Genomic DNA, 18,307 nt, shown 5'->3' with positions numbered 1-18,307 from the left:
CCACACTTCACCCAGGTTCCGCCCGTGACCACAATGAACTCAACCACCGCTGCGGCCACAACGCAGACGTCCCCACCACCGGAGGTCCACGATCACTGCCACGTGAACCACTCCCGAAAGGACTCCGCCGATGAGGTCTAGGCCGATGCTCTGGGTCACCACGGCGCTGGTGGCGCTGGTGACCGCGACCGCCTGTGGTGCGACCGCGGAAAAATCCGACACCTCGAACGCCGACAGCGGAAAGCCGGCCACCGGCCTGCGGCTGATGGTGCCGAACACCGCGGGCGGCGGGTACGACACCACCGCCCGGACCGCCGCGAAGGTGATGGACGACGCGAAGATCGCGACCGGTGTGCAGGTGTTCAACCTGCCCGGCGCCGGCGGCACGGTCGGCCTGCAGCGGATCGTGAACGAGAAGGGCAACGGCAAGCTCGCCATGCAGATGGGGCTCGGCGTGGTCGGCGCGACGTACACCTCGAAGTCGAAGGCGACGCTCACCCAGACCACCCCGATCGCCAAGATGATCGAGGAGGCCGGCGCGATCGTGGTGCCGAAGAACTCGCCGTACAAGACGATCCAGGACCTCGTCACGGCCTGGAAGGCGAACCCGAAGGCGCTGGCCGTCGGCGGCGGCTCGTCGCCGGGCGGACCGGACCACCTGCTGCCGATGCAGCTCGCGCAGGCGGTCGGCATCAACCCGAAGGACGTCAACTTCGTCTCGTACGACGGTGGCGGCGAGCTGCTGCCCGCGCTGCTGGGGAGCAAGATCGCGTTCGGGGCCAGCGGATTCGGCGAATTCCTGGACCAGGTGGAGAGCGGTCAGGTCCGCGTACTCGCGGTGACCAGCGAGAAGCCGGTCGACGCGCTCAAGGACGTGCCGACGCTGAAGGGTTCCGGGATCGACCTGGTGTTCACGAACTGGCGTGGCATCGTGGCGCCGCCGGAGCTCAGCGACGCGGACAAGAAGGTCTGGGTCGATGCGCTGACCAAGATGCACGACTCGCCGCAGTGGAAGGCCGAGCTGCAGAAGCACGGCTGGACCGACGCGTTCGTGACCGGTGACGAGTTCGGGAAGTTCCTCACCGAACAGGACAAGGCGGTCGCCGACATCCTGACGAAACTGGGTCTGGCGGCATGAGCACCGCCGAGACTCCACGAGAGGCTCGGCGGGACACAGCGCAGTACGGAGTGTGCGGGTTCCTGGCGGTGGTCGGCGCCCTGGTGATCGTCGACGCCGCCCGGATCCAGCACATTGCCAACAGCAACGATCCGATCGGCCCGAAGCCGGTCCCGATCGTGCTCGGCGTACTGCTGCTCGTGGTCGCCGTGCTGTACGCCGTCGACGTCGCCCGCGGCGGCACCGGTGAGGCCGAGGAAGGCGAGGACGTGGACGTCACGTCGGCCATCGACTGGCGCACCGTACTGCTGCTGATCGCCGCGTTCGTGGTGAACCTGGCGCTGATCGACCCGCTGGGCTGGGTGATCAGCGGGACCCTGCTGTTCTGGGGTTCGGCGTTCGCCCTCGGCAGCCGGCACCACATCCGGAACCTGTTCATCGCGGTCGCGCTGTCGCTGATCACGTTCTACGCGTTCGCGATCGGGCTCGGGGTCAACCTGCCGGCCGGCGTACTGCAAGGGATTCTCTGATGGACAACCTGACGAACCTGCTGAACGGGTTCGGCGACGTGCTGACGCCGATCAACCTGTTGCTAGCGCTGCTAGGAGTCACGGTCGGTACAGCGGTCGGCGTGCTGCCCGGCATCGGGCCGGCGATGACGGTCGCACTGCTGCTGCCGATCACGTACGGGCTCGAGCCTGTGCAGGCGTTCATCATGTTCGCCGGCATCTTCTACGGCGGCATGTACGGCGGCTCGACCACCTCGATCCTGCTGAACACGCCCGGGGAGTCGTCATCGGTGGTGACGGCGATCGAGGGCAACAAAATGGCACGGTCCGGACGGGCCGCGCAGGCGCTGGCGACGGCCGCGATCGGGTCGTTCGTGGCCGGGACGATCGGGACGCTGTTGCTGGTGCTGGTCGCGCCTCAGGTGGTGAAGTTCGCGATCAGCCTGGGTGCGCCGGACTACCTGGCGATCATGCTGCTGGCGTTCGCCGGTGCCACGTCGGTGCTCGGGTCGTCGCGGATCCGCGGGTTCGCGGCGCTCCTGCTCGGGTTGGTGATCGGGCTGGTCGGGATCGACAAGGTGACCGGCCAGCAGCGGCTGACGCTCGGCATCCCGCAGCTCGCCGACGGTATCGATGTCGTGGTGGTTGCCGTCGGCATCTTCGCGGTCGGCGAGGCGCTCTGGGTCGCGGCGCATCTGCGGCGCAACCCGGGCACGGTGATCCCGGTCGGGCGGCCGTGGATGGGGAAGTCGGACTGGCGTCGTTCGTGGAAGCCGTGGCTGCGCGGTACGGCGTACGGCTTCCCGATCGGTGCGCTGCCAGCCGGCGGTGCAGAGATCCCGACTTTCCTCTCGTACGCGACCGAGAAGAAGCTGTCCAAGCACCCGGAGGAGTTCGGGCACGGCGCGATCGAGGGCGTGGCGGGACCGGAGGCCGCGAACAACGCGTCGGCCGCCGGCACGTTGGTCCCGATGCTCGCACTCGGTCTGCCCACGAACGCGACGGCGGCGGTGATGCTGGCCGCGTTCACGTCGTACGGCATCCAGCCCGGACCTCTGCTGTTCCAACGCGAGCCGAAGCTGGTGTGGGCGCTGATCGCCAGCCTGTTCATCGGCAACCTGTTCCTGCTGCTGCTCAACCTGCCGCTCGCGCCGGCCTGGGCGAAGCTGCTGCAGATCCCCCGCCCTTACCTGTACGCCGGGATCATCTTCTTCGCCTCGATGGGCGCGTACGCCGTGAACGCGCAGCCGCTCGACCTACTGCTGCTCCTGATCCTCGGTCTGCTCGGGTTCGCGATGCGCCGCTTCGGGCTGCCGGTACTCCCGCTGATCATCGGCGTGATCCTCGGGCCGATCGCCGAGCGGCAGGCGCGGATGGCGCTGCAACTGTCCAACGGGGACGCCTCGGGGCTGATCGGCGGTCCGGTCGCGTACGTGATCTACGCCGTGATCCTGCTGATGATCGGCTGGCCGCTGATCGCCAAACTCCGCCGGAAAATTATGACGAAAGATGTCGTATATACCGGCGGACAGTAGGTACATGAACGATCTGTACAGGGCCTGGCTGGGTGTGGTCTCCGCGGACCACACCCAGCGGGCCGTCGAGGGCGGCTTCATCCAGCTCAACCACGGCAAGCGGTACGGCGTCGCACGCCTGCGCCGGGGCGACGGGTTCGCGATCTACTCGCCGACCCAGAAGTACCGGGACAAGACACCGCTCCGGGCGTTCACAGCACTCGGAGTAGTCGCCGACGACGCGCCGTACCAGGCCGAACCGATGTCGATGGGTGAACGCGGCACGATCCAGCCGTGGCGGCGGCGGATCGAGTTCCTGCCCGTCCACCGCGCGGCGCTCCGCGACGTCGACCTGAAGCTGACCCGGGAGCCGAACTGGGGCTACCAGCTCCGTCGCGGCCTGATCCCGCTCGAAGCGGACGATTTCGAGATCCTTCGGGAGATCATGTCAATTTCCTGAGGTCGCGTCCGACGTATGGGTATGACGACGACATTCAGGCGGTTGCTGATCAACACGTTGGTGGCGAACGTGACGACCACGTTCCTGAGCTTCGGCTTCGCCTTCTGGGTGTACCTGGTGACACGCTCGGTGCTCGCGGCGTCCCTCGTCTCCGGCGTCTCGATGCTGATCGGCGCCGCCTCCGGCACGATCTTCGGCGCGGTCGTGGACTCGCACCGCAAGAAGACCGCGATGGCGCTGTCCACCTCGATCACCGGCGTCGCCTTCGCGCTCGCGGGCGTCCTGTACGTCGTCGCCGGCCGCCAACTCACCAACTGGCACGGGCCGTGGTTCTGGGCGTTCGCGCTGCTGGTCCTGGTCGGCAGCACAGCCGGTCAACTCCGGAGCATCGCACTCTCGACCGCGGTGACGTTGCTCGTCCCGGCCGACCGCCGCGACAAGGCGAACGGTCTCGTAGGCACGGTGACCGGCGTCTCGCACCTGATCACGAGCGTTCTCAGCGGCCTGTCGGTCGGCTTCGTCGGGATGGGCGGCACGGTCGCGATCGCGGTCGTGTTCACCGCCGTCGTCCTCGTGCACCTGCTGCTCGCGATCCACCTCGACGAGCCGCGGCCGGAGCACCACGAGCGGACCCGGATCGACATCCGGAGCGCGTGGCAGACGATGCGCGGCGTACCCGGGCTGCTTCCGCTGGTCCTGTTCAGCACGTTCAACAACCTGATCATGGGCGTCTTCATGGCGCTGATGGACCCGTACGGCCTGAACCTGTTCTCGGTCCAGTCCTGGGGCATCGTCCTCGGCATCACCAGCATCGGCTTCATCGCCGGCGGCGCCCTGGTCGCCCGCTTCGGCCTCGGCCGGTCGCCGTTGCGGCTGCTGATGCTGGCGAACATCGGGATCGCGATCGTCGGCCTGGGTACGGCGGCGCGCGAATGGCAGTCGCTGCTGGTGCTGGGCATGTTCGGCTTCATGCTGGTGATCCCGATCGCCGAGGCGGCCGAGCAGACGATCCTGCAGCGCATGGTCCCGTTCGAGAAGCAGGGCCGGGTCTTCGGCTTCGCCCAGAGCATCGAGACCGCATCCACCCCGATCGCCGCCTTCGCCATCGGCCCGGCCGCACAGTTCCTGCTCATCCCCTACATGGACTCGTCGGCCGGCCGCACCACCTTCGGCTGGCTCGTCGGAGACGGTCAGGCCCGCGGCATCGCGCTGGCCTTCGTAGCCGCCAGCCTCCTGATGCTGATCGTCGTACTACTGGCCTTCCTCAGCGCTGCCTACCGCCGCCTAACCCTCAGCTACGAGTCCCAACTAGTGGCGGCCTAGTCGCTGAGCGCATGCAGGTCGCGAGCAAAGGCGTCGAGGTCCTCCGGCGAGAGCACCAACGTCGTCTCGACCGTCCAAGGCCGGTGCCGGAAACCACCACCGTCCTGCAGTTTGATCCAGAGAATCAAGTGATCCGGCCGACCTCCCGGCCGAGGCCCGCTGACGAGCTCGAGCCGCAGCCCGCTGGACAACCCCCAGACTGCGGACGCGTTGTTCCAGTCCCGCCAGGTCGCGGCAGCCTGATCGAAGAACTGCACCAGGCCGGCGTAGTCGTCGTGGAGGTCGAGCCTGGTGGTTGCGGTGAGTTGCCGGATCCGAAGCTCGGCCTGCAGGTACCGGCGTTTCTCTCTCGGCACGTAGTCCGGGGCTTTGTCGGACGGCCACCGAACAGCAGTCAGCCGGAGGTACTCGGCTGGCTTTCCGATCGTGACGGACTGCATGAGCCCAGTGTCCCGCTATGTTCGGAGTATGGCGGCCGTTGGAGAGGTGGTCTCGGGGGCTGAGGCGCGGCGGATTGCGCTGGGTGCGCAGGGGTTCGGAGAACCGCGCGGGGATGGTGACGTACGGCGGGCGATCGGGCAGGTCGGCGTACTGCAGTTGGACTCGGTGAATGTGTTGTGCCGGTCGCATTATCTGCCGGTGTTCTCGCGGGTGGGGAACTACTCGCGGGCGGGTCTGGACGAGCTGAGTTGGGGCGCGGACCGGGAGTTGTTCGAGTACTTCTGGGGTCATAAGGCGGCGCTGCTCCCGTTGACGGCGTACCCGTTGATGCGGTGGCGGATGCGGGCGGCCGAGCGGCAGGTGTGGGACGAGGAGCTGAGCCCGGACGTGACCGCGCCGTGGTCGGTTGTCGCGGGGATGCGGCGGCTGACGGCGGAGCAGCCCGGGTACGTCGACCAGGTCCTGAAGCTCGTGACGGAGAAAGGGCCGTTGACCGCGGGCGAGGCGAGTCCGGACGGCGTACGGCGGAAGCGCTCCGATCCGGACCCGGATCCGACGACCGGCAAGATGTGGAACTGGCAGGACGCGAAGATCGCGATCGAGTACCTGTTCTGCACGGGCCAGGTGACGATCGCGAGCCGGCGGCACTTCGAGCGGGTCTACGACCTGACCGAGCGCGTGCTGCCCGCCGACGTACTCAACGCCCCGGAGCCGACCGCCGACGAAGCCCGTCGGGAGCTGGTCCGGATCGCCGCCCGTGGGTTGGGAGTCGCGACGCTGAAGGAGTTGTGCGGCGGTAGCGGGCAGGCCCACTTTCCGTTGCCTGCAGCAACCGGTCGCGAGGTCATCGGTGAGCTGGTCGAGGCTGGTGATCTCATCCCGGTTCGGGTCGAGGGCGCGAAGCAGCAGGCCTACCGCTGGCACGAAGCGGAGGACCACCCGATCGACGCGCAGGCGCTGCTCTCGCCGTTCGACCCACTGATCTGGAACCGCGACCGCACCCATCACCTGTTCGACTTCTTCTACCGAATCAGCATCTACACCCCCGCCCCACAACGCATCCACGGCTACTACGTCCTGCCGTTCCTCCTCGACGACCAGCTGGTAGCCCGAGTAGATCTCAAAGCCGACCGCCAATCCTCAACCCTCGTCATCCCCACCCTCACCCCCGAACCAGACGCCCCCGATTTCATCGAGCAACTCGCCGCAGAACTCCACCTGATGGCGAACTGGCTGGACCTCGAGCACCTCCAAGTAACAGCAACCACCTCAGCCGCCCGCGCCTTGTCCCGCGGACTGTGAACAAGTGCCGGTCTGTGGGATCAGGCTATTGCCGGTTCCCAGTCCCCGCGGGCTGTTCCCAGTTCCCGCAATCGCGCGAGGCGCCGGGGCGTGACAGTCAGCCGGCGTACCGAAGAACGGGTGGTGGTGTGCGGCCGGATCCTCCGGAAGGCGTGGGGACGGCTCGACGCGGCGGTGGGGGTCGTACCACTACCCGTTCTTCGGTACGCCTCGTGCCGTAGCTAGGCTACCGAGCGGATTCGGGTTACCAGTACGCCTGCCAGGAGGGTTACTGCGGAGGCCAGGAGGTAGAGGACGGGGTAGCCGCCCAGGTGTTTGACGATGGGGGCGGCCATGGCTGGGGCCAGGACCTGGGGTAGGGAGTTGGCGATGTTGATGACGCCGAGGTCCTTGCCGCGGTTGCGGGCGTTCGGAAGGACCTCGGTCAGCAGGGCGAAGTCGACGGCCAGGTACACGCCGAAGCCTGCGCCGAGGATGATCGCCCCGAGGATCGCGCCCTGCCACGTCGGCCAGAGTGCGAGTACGACGCCGGCCGCCGCCATCACCCACCCGGACGCGGTCACGAACACCTTGCGCCGTGCGGATCGGTCCGACCACCGGCCGAAGCTGATCGCGGTCACCAGCACGCACACGCTGTAGACCGCCGTCAGGATCAGTACGCCGGTGTCCGGGTCAGCGACTCCGACCTCGTCCTGCAGGTAGTAGAAGAGGTACAACGTCCCCAACGCATTGCCCACGTTGAACAGGAACCGGGTCAGCCACGCCCACCCGAAGTCCGGGTAGCGCCGCGGGCTGATCCAGAAGCTCTTCACGAACTCGCCGAACACAAACGGCGGTCGTTCCGTCAACGTCACATCGCCGCTCCGGAGCAGATACGGCACGACCGACAACAACAGGAAGACGGCACACGCGACGTACCCGAGGGTGAAGCTGTTGAACGCCGCTGCTAACGCAGTCCCGACCAACGCGCCCAGGACCTGGGAGATGGCGACCCATCCGCCGACGACGCCGCGCTGCGTGACAGGGACACGATCGGGTACGACGGCCGTGGCCGCGGCGAGCAATGCGTTGCCGAAGAGCTGCATCAAGCACCAGCCGATCAGCATCAACGCAATGACGTGTGCACCCGACAGAATAGCGAGCCCGATCGCGCCGCCGACCGCGCCGGCGACCACCCACGGGACCCGGCGCCCGTGGCGGGACGTGGTCCGGTCGGAGATCGCGCCGAAGGCCGGGTTCGCGACCACCGACACCGCCGCGCCGACACCGGTCACCAACCCGAAAACGAATTCCTTGTTGCCCGGAGCAACAGCCTCGGACTGTTTCGCGAGCAGCACCTGGATCGGCCCGAGCCAGGCCGCGAACACCCCGACGTTCGCCAGTACGACGGCAGCGGTCCAGCCACCTCGCACCCGGACGGTCGGTTCCGCCAACGCGGACGGCACCACGCCCGGCTCGGGAATCATGGCCGGCTCTGGGCGATCACATCACGCAACCAGTGGTACGACGCTTTCGGCGTCCGCTCCAACGTCTCGAAGTCGACGTGCACGAGACCGAACCGCTGCGAGTACCCGGCCGCCCACTCGAAGTTGTCCAGCAGCGACCACTGGAAGTACCCGCGAACGTCGATCCCGTCATCCATCGCGGCCTTCAACGACCGCAGATACCCGTCCAGGTAGTCGATCCGCCGCTGATCCGACACCACGCCGTCGACGGGTTCGTCGTTGATCGCGCACCCGTTCTCGGTGATGTAGATCGGCGGCAGCTTGTCGCCGTACCGCTCCTTGAAGATCCGCAGGGTCTCGCCGAACGCGTCCGGCACGATCGGCCAGCCGAAGTCCGTGGTCGGGTACCCGGGCAACGTCCGCGGCTCGAACGGCAGGCCCGGAGGCAGCAGCACGCCGTCGGTGGCCGCGGTATCGGCCTGCCCGGTGGCGACGCCGACCGAGACCGGCGCGTAGTGGTTGATGCCGAAGAAGTCGAGCGGCGTCGAGATGACCGCGAGGTCGTCGGCGACCGGCCCGGGCATCGCGTCGCCCATGCCGGACGGGTACTGGCCGAGCAGGATCGGATCGGCGAACAACCAGTTGATCAGGTTGTCGTACAGCGCGGCCGCTTCCTTGTCCTCCGCGCTGTCGCTCGCGGGCCAGGTCGGGGCGTGGTTGGACGCGATGCCGATGCTCGAAGCGCCGGCCGCCCGCAGCGCCTGCACCGCGTGGCCGTGGGCGAGCAGCTGGTGATGCGCGACCGGGAGCGCGTCGAACAGCAGCTCCTTACCGGGAGCATGCGCGCCGAGGGAGTAGCCCATCAGCGTCAGCACCATCGGCTCGTTGATGGTGATCCACATCGGCACCCGGTCCGCGAAGTGCGCGGCCAGAATTCCGGCGTACTCCGCGAACCGGTCGGTGATGTCGCGGGACAGCCAGCCGCCGGCGTCCTCGAGCGGCTGCGGGGTGTCCCAGTGGTACAGCGTCGGCGCCGGCTGGATCCCGGCGCCGAGCAGTGTGTCGATCAGCCGGTCGTAGAAGTCCAGGCCGGCCGCGTTCCCCGGCCCGCTCCCCGACGGCTGGATCCGCGGCCAGGAGAACGAGAACCGGTAGGTGTCCACCCCCAGCTCACGCATCAGCGCGACGTCGTCGGCGTAGCGGTGATAGTGGTCGCACGCGACCGCGCCGGTGTCGCCGTTGTGGATCCGGCCGGGCTCGGCGCAGAACGTGTCCCAGGTGGAGGGACCGCGGCCGTCCTCGGCCACGGCACCCTCGATCTGGTACGCCGACGTCGAGACCCCCCACCGGAAATCCGCGGGAAACGTCAGGTCAGCTGTCATTCGCATCGTCCTCGTCGGGTGTCGTGTCGGTCGGCCGCGGCGGCTCGATCTTCCGGACGATCACCGCCGTACCGTAGGCGGCCACCTCGCTCATGGTCTGCGCGATCTCGGTGCAGTCGAACCGCATCGCGAGGATCGCGTTGGCGCCCATCTGCTGCGCCATCTGGCACATCCGCATCACTGCGACGTGCCGCGACTCGGCCAGCATCTGGGTGTACTCCGGCACCTCGCCACCGCCCAACGACCGGAAGCTCGCGGTGAAGTTCGACCCGATGTTGCGGCTCCGCACGGTCAGCCCGAAGACCTCGCCGAACACCTGCTCCGCGGTGTACCCGGGCAGGTCGTTCATGGTCGAGACCAGCACCGGGTACGGCGACCCCTGCGGAGCGACATGCGGCGCCGCGGGCTGGGCCGGCTGCTGGTAGCCGCCCTGCTGTCCGTACCCCTGCTGCGGCGACGGACCCTGCTGATACCCCTGCTGCTGCGGCGGACCTTGGTATCCGGGCGGCGGGCCCTGCTGGTAACCGGGCTGCTGCGGCGGATACGGCTGGTTCGGGGGAAAGTTCTGGTTCATGCCCTAATCCTGACAGGCCACGGGGTATCACCATCTGAAGACTTGCAGCTCATACAGTGAATACCCGTACGACGTCGCACGCTGCGTCCCGGTCACCCGCACATACCGGGCCGGTACGGCGCCGAACCGCACCACATCCGTCCCGCCGTCACCGGCCGTCGTCGCGTACACCTGCTGCCACGTCGACCCGTCCCGCGACACCTCGACGCGGTAGCCCTTCGCGTACGCCGCCTCCCACCGCAGCACCACCCGGCTGACCGTCTGCTCGTTGCCGAGGTCAACCTTCAGCCACTGAGGATCGGACCAGTCACTGGCCCACCGGGTGTCCAGCTTCCCGTCGACCGCCTGGGCCGGCGGCGAGTTGTACCAGCCCTTCTCGTAGCTGCTCGCGGTCGCCGTCTTCCCGGCCGCCAGGTTGCTGACGTCGTCGCCCCGCTTCGCCGGGAACTCGACCACCTGCTGGTACGTCGGCCGGTTCACCCAAGCGATCCGGTCCTGGGTGATGCCGCCCATCGGGTTGTGCGCGATCTGGTCGGCGCAGAACTGGTCACCCGCCGCACAGTCTGCGGACGCCGGGTACGTCGTCGCCGCCGGCACCTTGGTTGCCGCCAGCAAGGTCTCGGTGAGGACCGACCGGCACGCCGCCAGTGCTCCGCCACCGCAGTACGTCACCGGCTGGGACGCCTGCACCGGGTCGCCGAGCACCTTCCGGAGATCCCGCTGAACGAAGCCCCACCAGCCGCTCTGGAACGCGGATCCCTGCGCGCCCGGCCGCTCGTCGATCTTCAGGTTCGCGACCAGGGCGCCGTACAGATCGGGGCCGAGGTCCTTGAACTCGGCCGGGACGAGCAGCGGCCACCAGGCGTCGAGGATCCGGATCGCGTCGGCGTTGTCGTACGTCTTCGAGGACGCGTTCGGGCTCTTCCGATGCGCACCGGCCTGTTCCCAGGCCGTCAGCTTCGTGACCGCGTCGGCGACGGCCGGATCGGTGATCGGTGCCGACTTGAGGACTCTGAGGAGATAGGGCAGGACCTGGTCGCCGCGGAGGTCGACCGTGGCCGCGTCCTCCATCGCCTCGACCAGCTTGCCGCGGGTGAACTTCTGGCCGTTGTCGATGACCGCCTTGATCCGGTCGTCGAGCGGCTGACTCCGGTAGACCGCGTTGTAACCCCACTGCCCGTCCGACGCGGAGAACCCGGGCGCCTGCTTGTTGTTCCAGCTGGTCAGGTAGTCCTGGTTCACCACCTGCGGATGCTGGGCCGGCGGTGTGTACGTCGCGCGGTTCGTGGTCGGATTCCAGCCCTGCCACTCGTAGGTGCTCCAGGACGGCAGGTTCGGGTCGGCGCCGGCCGCGCGGACCGGGTTGTCGCCGGAGTTGAAGTACGCGATCGAGGTCTTGTCGGTGTAGAACCAGTTGAACGTGTACCCGATGTTCGCCGCGGCCTTCTGGAAATCGGCGGCGGAGTGAATCTTGTCCGGGTCGTTGAACTGCATGAACCCGAGCGCCGACCCCGCCTCGTTGCCGTACGTCGACCGGTTCTTCGTGAACAGCACCGGCTTTCCGCCGACCGTCCCGCGGTGCGTGACGATTCCGTACTTGGTGCGCAGGGCAACCAACGTGTACGACCCGGCGGGCTCCGACGAGCCGAGGCTGGAGTACCACGCGTTGTGCCGTTCGAGCCGCTCGATCGGCACGCACTGGCCGCGGAAAACGTAGTACTGCGAGGTCTTCGTCGGCGTCCCGCCGTTCGGCTCACACAGCGGTACGGCGAACGTGTCGGTGATGTCCTGCCCCGCGGACGTGGCGCTCCACGAGTAGTCCGGGCCGCGGCCGATCAGCGTGTAGAAGTTCAGGCCGGCGAACGCGATCCCGCGCGAGCTGACCCCAGGACCTTGGAGTTCCTGGCGGAGCAGCAGCTGCGGGGCGAAATACCCGGTCTGCGGGCCGTAGACGGCGATCGGGTTGCCGGACTGCGTGTGCGCGCCGGAAACCAGCAAGGCATTCGACATGCCCTTCTTTCCGAAACCTTCCGGAAAGAGTCCGCCGTCGAAGATTCCGCGCAGGCTTTCCGCGCCCTTCGGCGCCGGCTTCGCGGTCGCCGTCTTGTTGGCCGTCTGATCGATCACCTCGGGCTCCGGGGTGACCGAGCCGCGGTCCGGCAGCGCGCGGCCGGCCGGGTTCGGGCCGGTGGTGCCGTACGGGAAGGTCGCGCCGTTGTGCACCGTCGTACTGGCTTCCGGGTCGTTCTGGGAACGGAACGACTCCCACACCTTGGTGCCCTGGGCAACGCCGTACTTCGCCTGCGCCTCGAGCAGCGCGAGGGCGGACGTGACCTCGGCGCCGCCGCCGGTGCCGAAGATGCCCGCGACCACGGCCGCGGTGGCGACCACGTCGGTCACCTTCCAGTGCGGCGCCGGCCAGTCGAGGCCAAGAGCGACGTACTCACCGGGGTACGCGATGCCGACCGTGTCGATGTAGTGGTTCACACCGTCGACCCAGGCCTGGATGTCCTGCTGCATCTTCACGCCGTCGGCGCCGTACAACTCGTCCGCGTCGTCGAACTGCCGTTGCAGATCCGCCTCGGTGTACGGCGCGGTCCGCCAGAACTCCTGCTCGAACGCACGGTTCGCCGCAGCGCCACCCGCGAACGGGGTCAGTTGGCCGCGCCCGAGATGCCGGAACACGTCCATCACGAACAGCCGGTCCTGCGCGCCGGCGTACCCGGCGCCGAACATCGTGCCCAGCCGCGTAGTGCCGGTGATGTGCGGGATACCGCGCGACTTGTCGCGGACGATCGTGACGTCACTGCGCGGCTTGACGGTACTTGCCACGTCATCCGGTTTCACCCCGAACGACGAGTCGTCGTAGTACGGCGCGAGGCCGGCATCGGTGATGCCCTGCGAGTTCCAGACCAGATCCTGATACGGCTTCACCGTGTCGCTGAAGTGCGCCGGACGGACCCCTAACGCCTTGAAAGCAAGGAGATCCGTGAACGTCGCGTTGCCGTTCTGGCCCGGCGGCAGGATGTCGCGACATTGCTCGAGGCAATAGTCACCGGGGCTCGCGGCAACAGCTTGCGATGCAGCTTGAGATACCGCTTGAGATGCCGCTTGCGGTGCGGCTTGGGTCGGCGCGGGCAGGGCCGCGAGCACACCGGTGACAGCTGCCACGGCGAGCGTCGTACGAAGGCGGGTTCGGAGTGCGGGGCGGGGCACGGTCCCTCCTCAGGTCGGTAAAAGTGAGAATGACTCACGAGTAGCTTCGGGTCAAGATCTCGACTGCTCGCAGACCCTCGCCAATTGCAGTCCGTGACCACTACGCTCGGCAACACCATGAGCATCCACGATCGTTATCGGTTGAGTGTGGTGATCAACGCCAAGGGGACGTACACCCCGCTGGGGGTGTCCAGGAGCTCCGAAGGGGTGGCGGCGGCCGTCGCACAGGCACTGCCTGAGTTCTTCGTGATGGACGAGCTCGGCGACCGTGCCAGCGAAGCCATCGCACAAGTGACCGGCGCCCAAGCGGGCGCCGTTGTTCACTGCACCGCGGCCGGCATCACGCTCGCAGTCGCGGCCACCATGACGGGCGGCGACCCCCGACGTACGGCGGCGTTGCCGGACGCAACGGACATGCACAACCGCGTCGTCCTGCCGGCCTGCCACGTCGTCGACTACGGGCATTCCAACCTGCAGGGCATCCGGCTGGCCGGTGCACAGGTCGACCTGGCCGGCGACGAGGACGGTTGCACGATCGCCGACCTGGAGGCCGAGCTCGACGGGCCCGACATCGCCTGCCTGATGCTCGTGTCGTCACGGCTGACGGCGGGCGATCCGATCGATCTCGTGGCGGCGATCCGGGCCGCGCACCGTCGCGGCGTACCGGCGATCATCGACGGGGCGGCGCAGTTCCCGCGGATCGCGGACCTGCTCGCGACCGGGGCGGATCTGGTGCTGGTGAGCGGGCAGAAGTACCTCGGCTCGCCGACCGCTGGGATGGCGGCCGGGAGCTGGGCGCTCGTGCAGGCGCTGCGGGCGCAGGAGAAGGGCATCGGGCGGGTGATGAAGCCGACGAAGGAAGCGATCGTCGGCGTCCTCGCGGCACTCGAGGAGTGGCAGGCGTTCGACCGGGTGAAGTGGGAGGCGGACGAGCTCGCCAAGGCGGAAGATTTCGTCGCCGCGGTCGCGCGGATCCCCGGCATCACGGCCGAGGTGGTCCCGGACCCGACCGGCCTCCAGGTGTCGCGCGTCCTGCTGAAGGTCCCCGACGCCAAACGCGTCGCCACCGAACTCGAAGCCGGCACCCCGCCCATCTACGTGATGACCGAGCGGATGGCCGAGAACGAGCTGATGCTGGAGCTCATCCCCCTCGACCCCGAGGAGATCGCGACCGTCCTCGCCCGACTGTGGGCCGTCCTCACCTGAGACACCAAACGGTGGGCTGACACAGACTATTTCCTGTGTCAGCCCACCGTTTGTTGTGGATTAGTGCTGGTAGGACTTTCCGTCGGTACGACGGCCGCCGTTGCCACCGCGACGCGGGCCGTTGCTGCCCCGGCTGTCGTGGCCGCGACCCGGACGGGTGCTGCCGTAGCGCTTGCCACCGCCGCCCTTGTTGAAGCGCTGCGGCTTCGGGGCCGGAAGCTTCACCGGGTAGCCGGACGGCTTGCTGCCGCCGGTCAGCTCGGTGACGAGCTCGTCGCCCGGACGAGCCCGAACCGGGTCGGCCTTGACGCCGGCAGACTCGGCCATCCGGATCATCCCGCGGCGCTGGTGCGGCAGAAGCAGGGTGACGACCGCACCCTTGCCACCGGCACGCGCCGTACGACCGGCGCGGTGCAGGTAGTCCTTGTGCTCGGCCGGCGGGTCAGCCTGGACGACCAGGCCGACGTCGTCGACGTGAATGCCGCGGGCCGCGACATCCGTTGCCACGAGCACCGGAACCGAACCGTCCTTGAACTGGTCCAGCGTCCGGTTCCGCATGCCCTGGGTGAGGCCGCCGTGCAGAGCCGCCGCCATCACGCCGCGGTCGCGCAGCTGCGTCGCGATGCGGTCGGCGCCCAGCTTGGTCCGGACGAACACGATGGTCCGGCCGTCCCGGCTGGCCAGCTCGGCAGTCAGCGACTGCTTGTGGGCCGGCTCGATCACGAGCAGGTGGTGCTCCATCGTGCTGACCGAGGCCTGACCCGACTCGGTCGAGTGCTGCACCGGATCCTTCAGGTAGGTACGCACGATCTTGTCGACGTCGTTGTCCAGCGTCGCCGAGAACAGCAGGCGCTGACCCTCCGCCGGCGTCATGTCGAGCAGCGTGGTGACGGCCGGCATGAAGCCCATGTCGCACATGTGGTCGGCCTCGTCCAGTACCGCGACCTCCACGGCGCCGAGGTCGGCCGCGCCCTGCTCGCACAGGTCGATCAGCCGGCCCGGGGTGGCGATCAGCAGGTCGACACCACGACGGAGCGCGTCGATCTGCTTCGGGTACGGGAGACCGCCGGCGATCAGCTTCAGCGACACGTTCATCACGTGCGCGAGCGGCTCGAGCGCGTCGTGCACCTGCATCGCGAGCTCACGGGTCGGCACCAGGATCATGCCGCGCGGGCGGCGCGACTCGGTGTGGCCGCCGGACAGCCGCATCAGCGTCGGGAGACCGAAGCCGAGCGTCTTGCCGGAGCCGGTCTGACCGCGGCCGAGCACGTCCTTGCCGGACAGCGCGTCCGGGATGGTCGCGGCTTGGATCGGGAACGGTGTGGTGATCCCGTCCCGGGCCAGCCGCTGCACGAGCCGCGGCGCGAGGCCGAGCGCGGCGAACTGGTTGTCTTCAGCAACAGTACCGAGATCCACCGGCTGCTCTGCCCGCTCACTCCGCCGGTCGTCCCGGTTGTTCACCCGTTCATCCCTCCGATAGCTCTTGTCGTCCCGCTCGAAGCGCGGACGGTCATTGTTGTACTGCGGACGCTCGTCGCGGTTGAACCGCGGCCGCTCGTCCCGGTTGTACTGCGGACGCTCGGTCCGCTCACCCTGCGAACGGTCGTCCCGCCGGTACGACGAACGGTCGTCCCGGTTGTACGACGGCCGCTCGTCGCGGTTGTACGACGGCCGGTCATCGCGGTTGAAGCGCGGACGCTCGTCGCGGTTGCCCTGCGAGCGATCGTCGCGGTTGTACGACGGACGGTCACCCCGGTTGGACGAGGAACGGTCGTCGCGGTTGTACTGCGGCCGCTCGTCGCGGTTGCCCTGCGAGCGGTTGTCGCGGTTGTACGACGGACGCTCGCCCCGGTTGGACGAGGCATGGTCGTCGCGGTTGTACTGCGGCCGCTCGTCGCGGTTGGACGACGGACGGTCGTTGAAGCGCGGACGCTCGTCGCGGTTGCCCTGCGAGCGATCGTCGCGGTTGTACGACGGACGCTCGTCGCGGTTGTTGTACGACGGACGCTCGCCCCGGTTGGACGACGAACGGTCGTCGCGGTTGTACTGCGGACGGTCGTCGCGGTTGTAGCGCGGGCGGCTGTCCTGGGCGCGGTCGTCGCGGCGGACCGCCGGGCGGTCGTCGCGGCTGTTGCGCGCGCCGGACCGGTCGTCGCGGTTGTACGACCGGTCGTCGCGGTTGCGATCGGTCGAGCGCTGGCCGCGGTCGGTGCGGGGCTGCTCAGAGCGGTATCCCTTGACGGGGGCGCTCTCCGTGCGAGGTGCGGCATAGGACGCGTCCGCCGCGAGGCGTTCGCCGTACGACTGGTTCTGGTATTTCTTGTGCCGTGGCTTCTTGATCCGCCCGTCGGCGGACTCGGGGTCGTGCTGGGTCACGCAAACTCTCTCTCGGATTCACGGACGAATTGCCGGATCGCAGCCGCACGTGAGCGCCGGTCACAAAACATGACCGGACAACAACGTGCTCAGCAGGAGACGGGCATCGACCTGCGGGTGCTATCGCGTTGCACCCATGTCGCCGGACTTTCAGCGGATGCCGAAACCGACGGGTCGGAGCGCCTGGAACATCTCTGGTGACGCGACGCGCGCACCGACACCCCAAAAGTATAACCGATCGTGACCGTACCCCCGACCACGCACCCATCCGCCAGACCACTCTCCCGACTGGTCTTTCCCTCGCACTTCAAGCTTGGTTGAGTTTTTGGGACGGGGTTCTAGGGTGGCGGGTATGGGTGAGGAGAACGTCCCCAGCAAGGAGCACTGGCTCTCGATCGGGGAGATCGCGCATCGGTCCGGGGTGGCGGCATCGGCGTTGCGCTTCTACGAGGATCAGGGCCTGATCGCGTCCCGGCGTACGGCCGGTAACCAGCGGCAGTACCAGCGCAGCACGCTACGGCGGGTCGCGTTCGTGCAGGCGGCGCAGCGGGTCGGTCTCGCGCTCGCGGAGATCAAGCAGGCGCTGGACTCGCTCCCCGAGGACCGTACGCCGACGCGCGCCGACTGGAGCAAGCTGTCGAAGACCTGGCGCAGCCGGCTCGACGAACGCATCTCCGAGCTCGAGCGCCTCCGCGACGACCTCGACTCCTGCATCGGCTGCGGCTGCCTCAGCCTCCAGCGCTGCAACCTCTACAACAAGGAGGACCGGCTCTCCACCCGAGGCCCCGGCGCCCGCCTCCTCAACGTAGGGATCCCCGGCGAGGCCTAGGACAGCAGGCCGTGCTCCACAACTTCAACGAGGAGCTCGGCGGCTGCGCTGGCGTCGTACTCCGGATCAACGAGCGACTCGGCAACGATCGCGTCGATGCCGCCGCCGATCAGCAACGCGGCCGACCGCACATCCACCTCACCCGTCAGCCCACGCGCGGAACGCGCCGCAGACATCAGCTCCGCGACCGCTGACCAACGCGCCTTCGAGTCGGTCGGCGACGCACCCGAGGTGATCGCCTCGATCAGCATCCGCACATGCCGCGGCCGCTCCCGAAAGTGCCCGACCATCGACCGGATGTACGCCGCCGGACCGTCCGCCGGACCCGCCGCATCCACTGCCGCGCCGACCGTCGCCACCATCGCGGACAGCACATGCTCGTGGGCAGTTTCGACCAGAGCCTGCTTCGACGGGAAGTGATACAGCACTCCCGCCTTTGTGATTCCGGCACTCTCCGCGATCCGCCCGAGCGACGCCGCGGCGTACCCACGCTCAGCGACCAGCTCGATCGTGACCTCGACCAGCTGTGCGCGACGAGCCTCCTCGGTGAACGTCAGGTTCCGGCCACGCGCTGAAGGCATGCCCTCAACCTACCGTATGGTTAGATCACCTA

15 protein-coding genes are annotated in these 18,307 nt (G+C 68.1%); 8 read left to right on the top strand and 7 right to left on the bottom strand.

From position 1 onward, the window contains the following. Window positions 1-130 precede the first annotated feature (130 nt). From OHB24_RS16905 to OHB24_RS16885, 5 genes are read left to right on the top strand one after another with little or no spacing between them, the layout of a single operon-like run. Window positions 131-1,138 (top strand): Bug family tripartite tricarboxylate transporter substrate binding protein, encoded by a 1,008-nt coding sequence (locus OHB24_RS16905; RefSeq protein ID WP_327639983.1) that lies wholly within the window; start codon window positions 131-133, stop codon window positions 1,136-1,138. After that, window positions 1,135-1,647: a tripartite tricarboxylate transporter TctB family protein gene (locus OHB24_RS16900; RefSeq protein ID WP_327639982.1), complete on the top strand. Its 513-nt coding sequence runs from the start codon at window positions 1,135-1,137 to the stop codon at window positions 1,645-1,647. The genes OHB24_RS16905 and OHB24_RS16900 overlap by 4 nt, the downstream gene beginning before the upstream one ends. Beyond that, window positions 1,647-3,161 (top strand): tripartite tricarboxylate transporter permease, encoded by a 1,515-nt coding sequence (locus tag OHB24_RS16895; protein WP_327639981.1) that lies wholly within the window; start codon window positions 1,647-1,649, stop codon window positions 3,159-3,161. The genes OHB24_RS16900 and OHB24_RS16895 overlap by 1 nt, the downstream gene beginning before the upstream one ends. 4 nt (window positions 3,162-3,165) lie before the next feature. Then, on the top strand, window positions 3,166-3,600 hold the full coding sequence (locus OHB24_RS16890; RefSeq protein ID WP_327639980.1) for an EVE domain-containing protein: 435 nt from the start codon (window positions 3,166-3,168) through the stop codon (window positions 3,598-3,600). 21 nt (window positions 3,601-3,621) lie between these two features. After that, the gene (locus OHB24_RS16885) at window positions 3,622-4,923 is read left to right on the top strand and encodes an MFS transporter (protein ID WP_327639979.1); all 1,302 of its coding nucleotides are present in this window, start codon (window positions 3,622-3,624) and stop codon (window positions 4,921-4,923) included. Here OHB24_RS16885 and OHB24_RS16880 read toward each other — a convergent pair. Further along, window positions 4,920-5,363 (bottom strand): DUF6228 family protein, encoded by a 444-nt coding sequence (locus tag OHB24_RS16880; RefSeq protein ID WP_327639978.1) that lies wholly within the window; start codon window positions 5,361-5,363, stop codon window positions 4,920-4,922. The genes OHB24_RS16885 and OHB24_RS16880 overlap by 4 nt on opposite strands. 28 nt (window positions 5,364-5,391) lie before the next feature. Between OHB24_RS16880 and OHB24_RS16875 the strand changes: the two genes are divergently transcribed. Continuing rightward, window positions 5,392-6,666, top strand: coding sequence for a winged helix-turn-helix domain-containing protein (locus OHB24_RS16875; protein ID WP_327639977.1), 1,275 nt, complete (start codon window positions 5,392-5,394; stop codon window positions 6,664-6,666). A 221-nt stretch (window positions 6,667-6,887) separates the two neighbouring features. Here OHB24_RS16875 and OHB24_RS16870 read toward each other — a convergent pair whose 3' ends face one another. Genes OHB24_RS16870 through OHB24_RS16855 form a run of 4 tightly spaced genes read right to left on the bottom strand, consistent with a single transcriptional unit; the run spans window position 6,888 to window position 13,283 of the window. Continuing rightward, the gene (locus OHB24_RS16870) at window positions 6,888-8,132 is read right to left on the bottom strand and encodes an MFS transporter (protein ID WP_327639976.1); all 1,245 of its coding nucleotides are present in this window, start codon (window positions 8,130-8,132) and stop codon (window positions 6,888-6,890) included. Beyond that, window positions 8,129-9,493, bottom strand: coding sequence for a GH1 family beta-glucosidase (locus OHB24_RS16865; protein WP_327639975.1), 1,365 nt, complete (start codon window positions 9,491-9,493; stop codon window positions 8,129-8,131). The genes OHB24_RS16870 and OHB24_RS16865 overlap by 4 nt, the downstream gene beginning before the upstream one ends. Further along, window positions 9,483-10,067 carry a YbjQ family protein gene (locus OHB24_RS16860; protein ID WP_327639974.1) on the bottom strand — a complete coding sequence of 195 codons (585 nt, stop codon included), beginning with the start codon at window positions 10,065-10,067 and terminating at the stop codon, window positions 9,483-9,485. Before OHB24_RS16860 ends, OHB24_RS16865 begins: the two co-directional genes overlap by 11 nt. A gap of 27 nt (window positions 10,068-10,094) precedes the next feature. Then, the gene (locus tag OHB24_RS16855; RefSeq protein WP_327639973.1) at window positions 10,095-13,283 is read right to left on the bottom strand and encodes a penicillin acylase family protein; all 3,189 of its coding nucleotides are present in this window, start codon (window positions 13,281-13,283) and stop codon (window positions 10,095-10,097) included. 117 nt (window positions 13,284-13,400) lie between these two features. On the opposite strand from OHB24_RS16855, the gene OHB24_RS16850 reads away from it, so the two are divergent. Beyond that, on the top strand, window positions 13,401-14,489 hold the full coding sequence (locus tag OHB24_RS16850) for an aminotransferase class V-fold PLP-dependent enzyme (protein WP_327639971.1): 1,089 nt from the start codon (window positions 13,401-13,403) through the stop codon (window positions 14,487-14,489). Between the two features lie 60 nt (window positions 14,490-14,549). Here the strand turns inward: OHB24_RS16850 and OHB24_RS16845 are convergent, their stop codons facing one another. Then, the gene (locus tag OHB24_RS16845) at window positions 14,550-16,865 is read right to left on the bottom strand and encodes a DEAD/DEAH box helicase (protein ID WP_327639970.1); all 2,316 of its coding nucleotides are present in this window, start codon (window positions 16,863-16,865) and stop codon (window positions 14,550-14,552) included. Window positions 16,866-17,217: 352 nt separating this feature from the next. Between OHB24_RS16845 and soxR the strand changes: the two genes are divergently transcribed. After that, window positions 17,218-17,694 (top strand): redox-sensitive transcriptional activator SoxR, encoded by a 477-nt coding sequence (soxR, locus tag OHB24_RS16840; protein ID WP_327639969.1) that lies wholly within the window; start codon window positions 17,218-17,220, stop codon window positions 17,692-17,694. On the opposite strand, the gene OHB24_RS16835 is transcribed toward soxR, so the two are convergent. Continuing rightward, entirely contained in the window at window positions 17,691-18,275 is a 585-nt protein-coding gene (locus OHB24_RS16835) for a TetR/AcrR family transcriptional regulator (RefSeq protein ID WP_327639968.1), read from the bottom strand. The genes soxR and OHB24_RS16835 overlap by 4 nt on opposite strands. Window positions 18,276-18,307 lie beyond the last annotated feature (32 nt).

It is taken from the genome of Kribbella sp. NBC_00482 (genome assembly GCF_036013725.1).
GTDB lineage: Bacteria > Actinomycetota > Actinomycetes > Propionibacteriales > Kribbellaceae > Kribbella.
Note: the sequence above shows the minus strand (reverse complement) of the source record. Positions and strands in the feature narration are given on the sequence as shown.

What these genes read in the sequence shown, in the direction of transcription:
- OHB24_RS16835 (WP_327639968.1), bottom strand. Translation starts at nt 18,275, where the DNA reads ATGCCTTCAGCGCGTGGCCGGAACCTGACGTTCACCGAGGAGGCTCGT.
- OHB24_RS16900 (WP_327639982.1), top strand. Translation starts at nt 1,135, where the DNA reads ATGAGCACCGCCGAGACTCCACGAGAGGCTCGGCGGGACACAGCGCAG.
- OHB24_RS16885 (WP_327639979.1), top strand. Translation starts at nt 3,622, where the DNA reads ATGACGACGACATTCAGGCGGTTGCTGATCAACACGTTGGTGGCGAAC.
- OHB24_RS16890 (WP_327639980.1), top strand. Translation starts at nt 3,166, where the DNA reads ATGAACGATCTGTACAGGGCCTGGCTGGGTGTGGTCTCCGCGGACCAC.
- OHB24_RS16870 (WP_327639976.1), bottom strand. Translation starts at nt 8,132, where the DNA reads ATGATTCCCGAGCCGGGCGTGGTGCCGTCCGCGTTGGCGGAACCGACC.
- OHB24_RS16865 (WP_327639975.1), bottom strand. Translation starts at nt 9,493, where the DNA reads ATGACAGCTGACCTGACGTTTCCCGCGGATTTCCGGTGGGGGGTCTCG.
- OHB24_RS16860 (WP_327639974.1), bottom strand. Translation starts at nt 10,067, where the DNA reads ATGAACCAGAACTTTCCCCCGAACCAGCCGTATCCGCCGCAGCAGCCC.
- OHB24_RS16895 (WP_327639981.1), top strand. Translation starts at nt 1,647, where the DNA reads ATGGACAACCTGACGAACCTGCTGAACGGGTTCGGCGACGTGCTGACG.
- OHB24_RS16850 (WP_327639971.1), top strand. Translation starts at nt 13,401, where the DNA reads ATGAGCATCCACGATCGTTATCGGTTGAGTGTGGTGATCAACGCCAAG.
- OHB24_RS16875 (WP_327639977.1), top strand. Translation starts at nt 5,392, where the DNA reads ATGGCGGCCGTTGGAGAGGTGGTCTCGGGGGCTGAGGCGCGGCGGATT.
- OHB24_RS16880 (WP_327639978.1), bottom strand. Translation starts at nt 5,363, where the DNA reads ATGCAGTCCGTCACGATCGGAAAGCCAGCCGAGTACCTCCGGCTGACT.
- soxR (WP_327639969.1), top strand. Translation starts at nt 17,218, where the DNA reads ATGGGTGAGGAGAACGTCCCCAGCAAGGAGCACTGGCTCTCGATCGGG.
- OHB24_RS16905 (WP_327639983.1), top strand. Translation starts at nt 131, where the DNA reads ATGAGGTCTAGGCCGATGCTCTGGGTCACCACGGCGCTGGTGGCGCTG.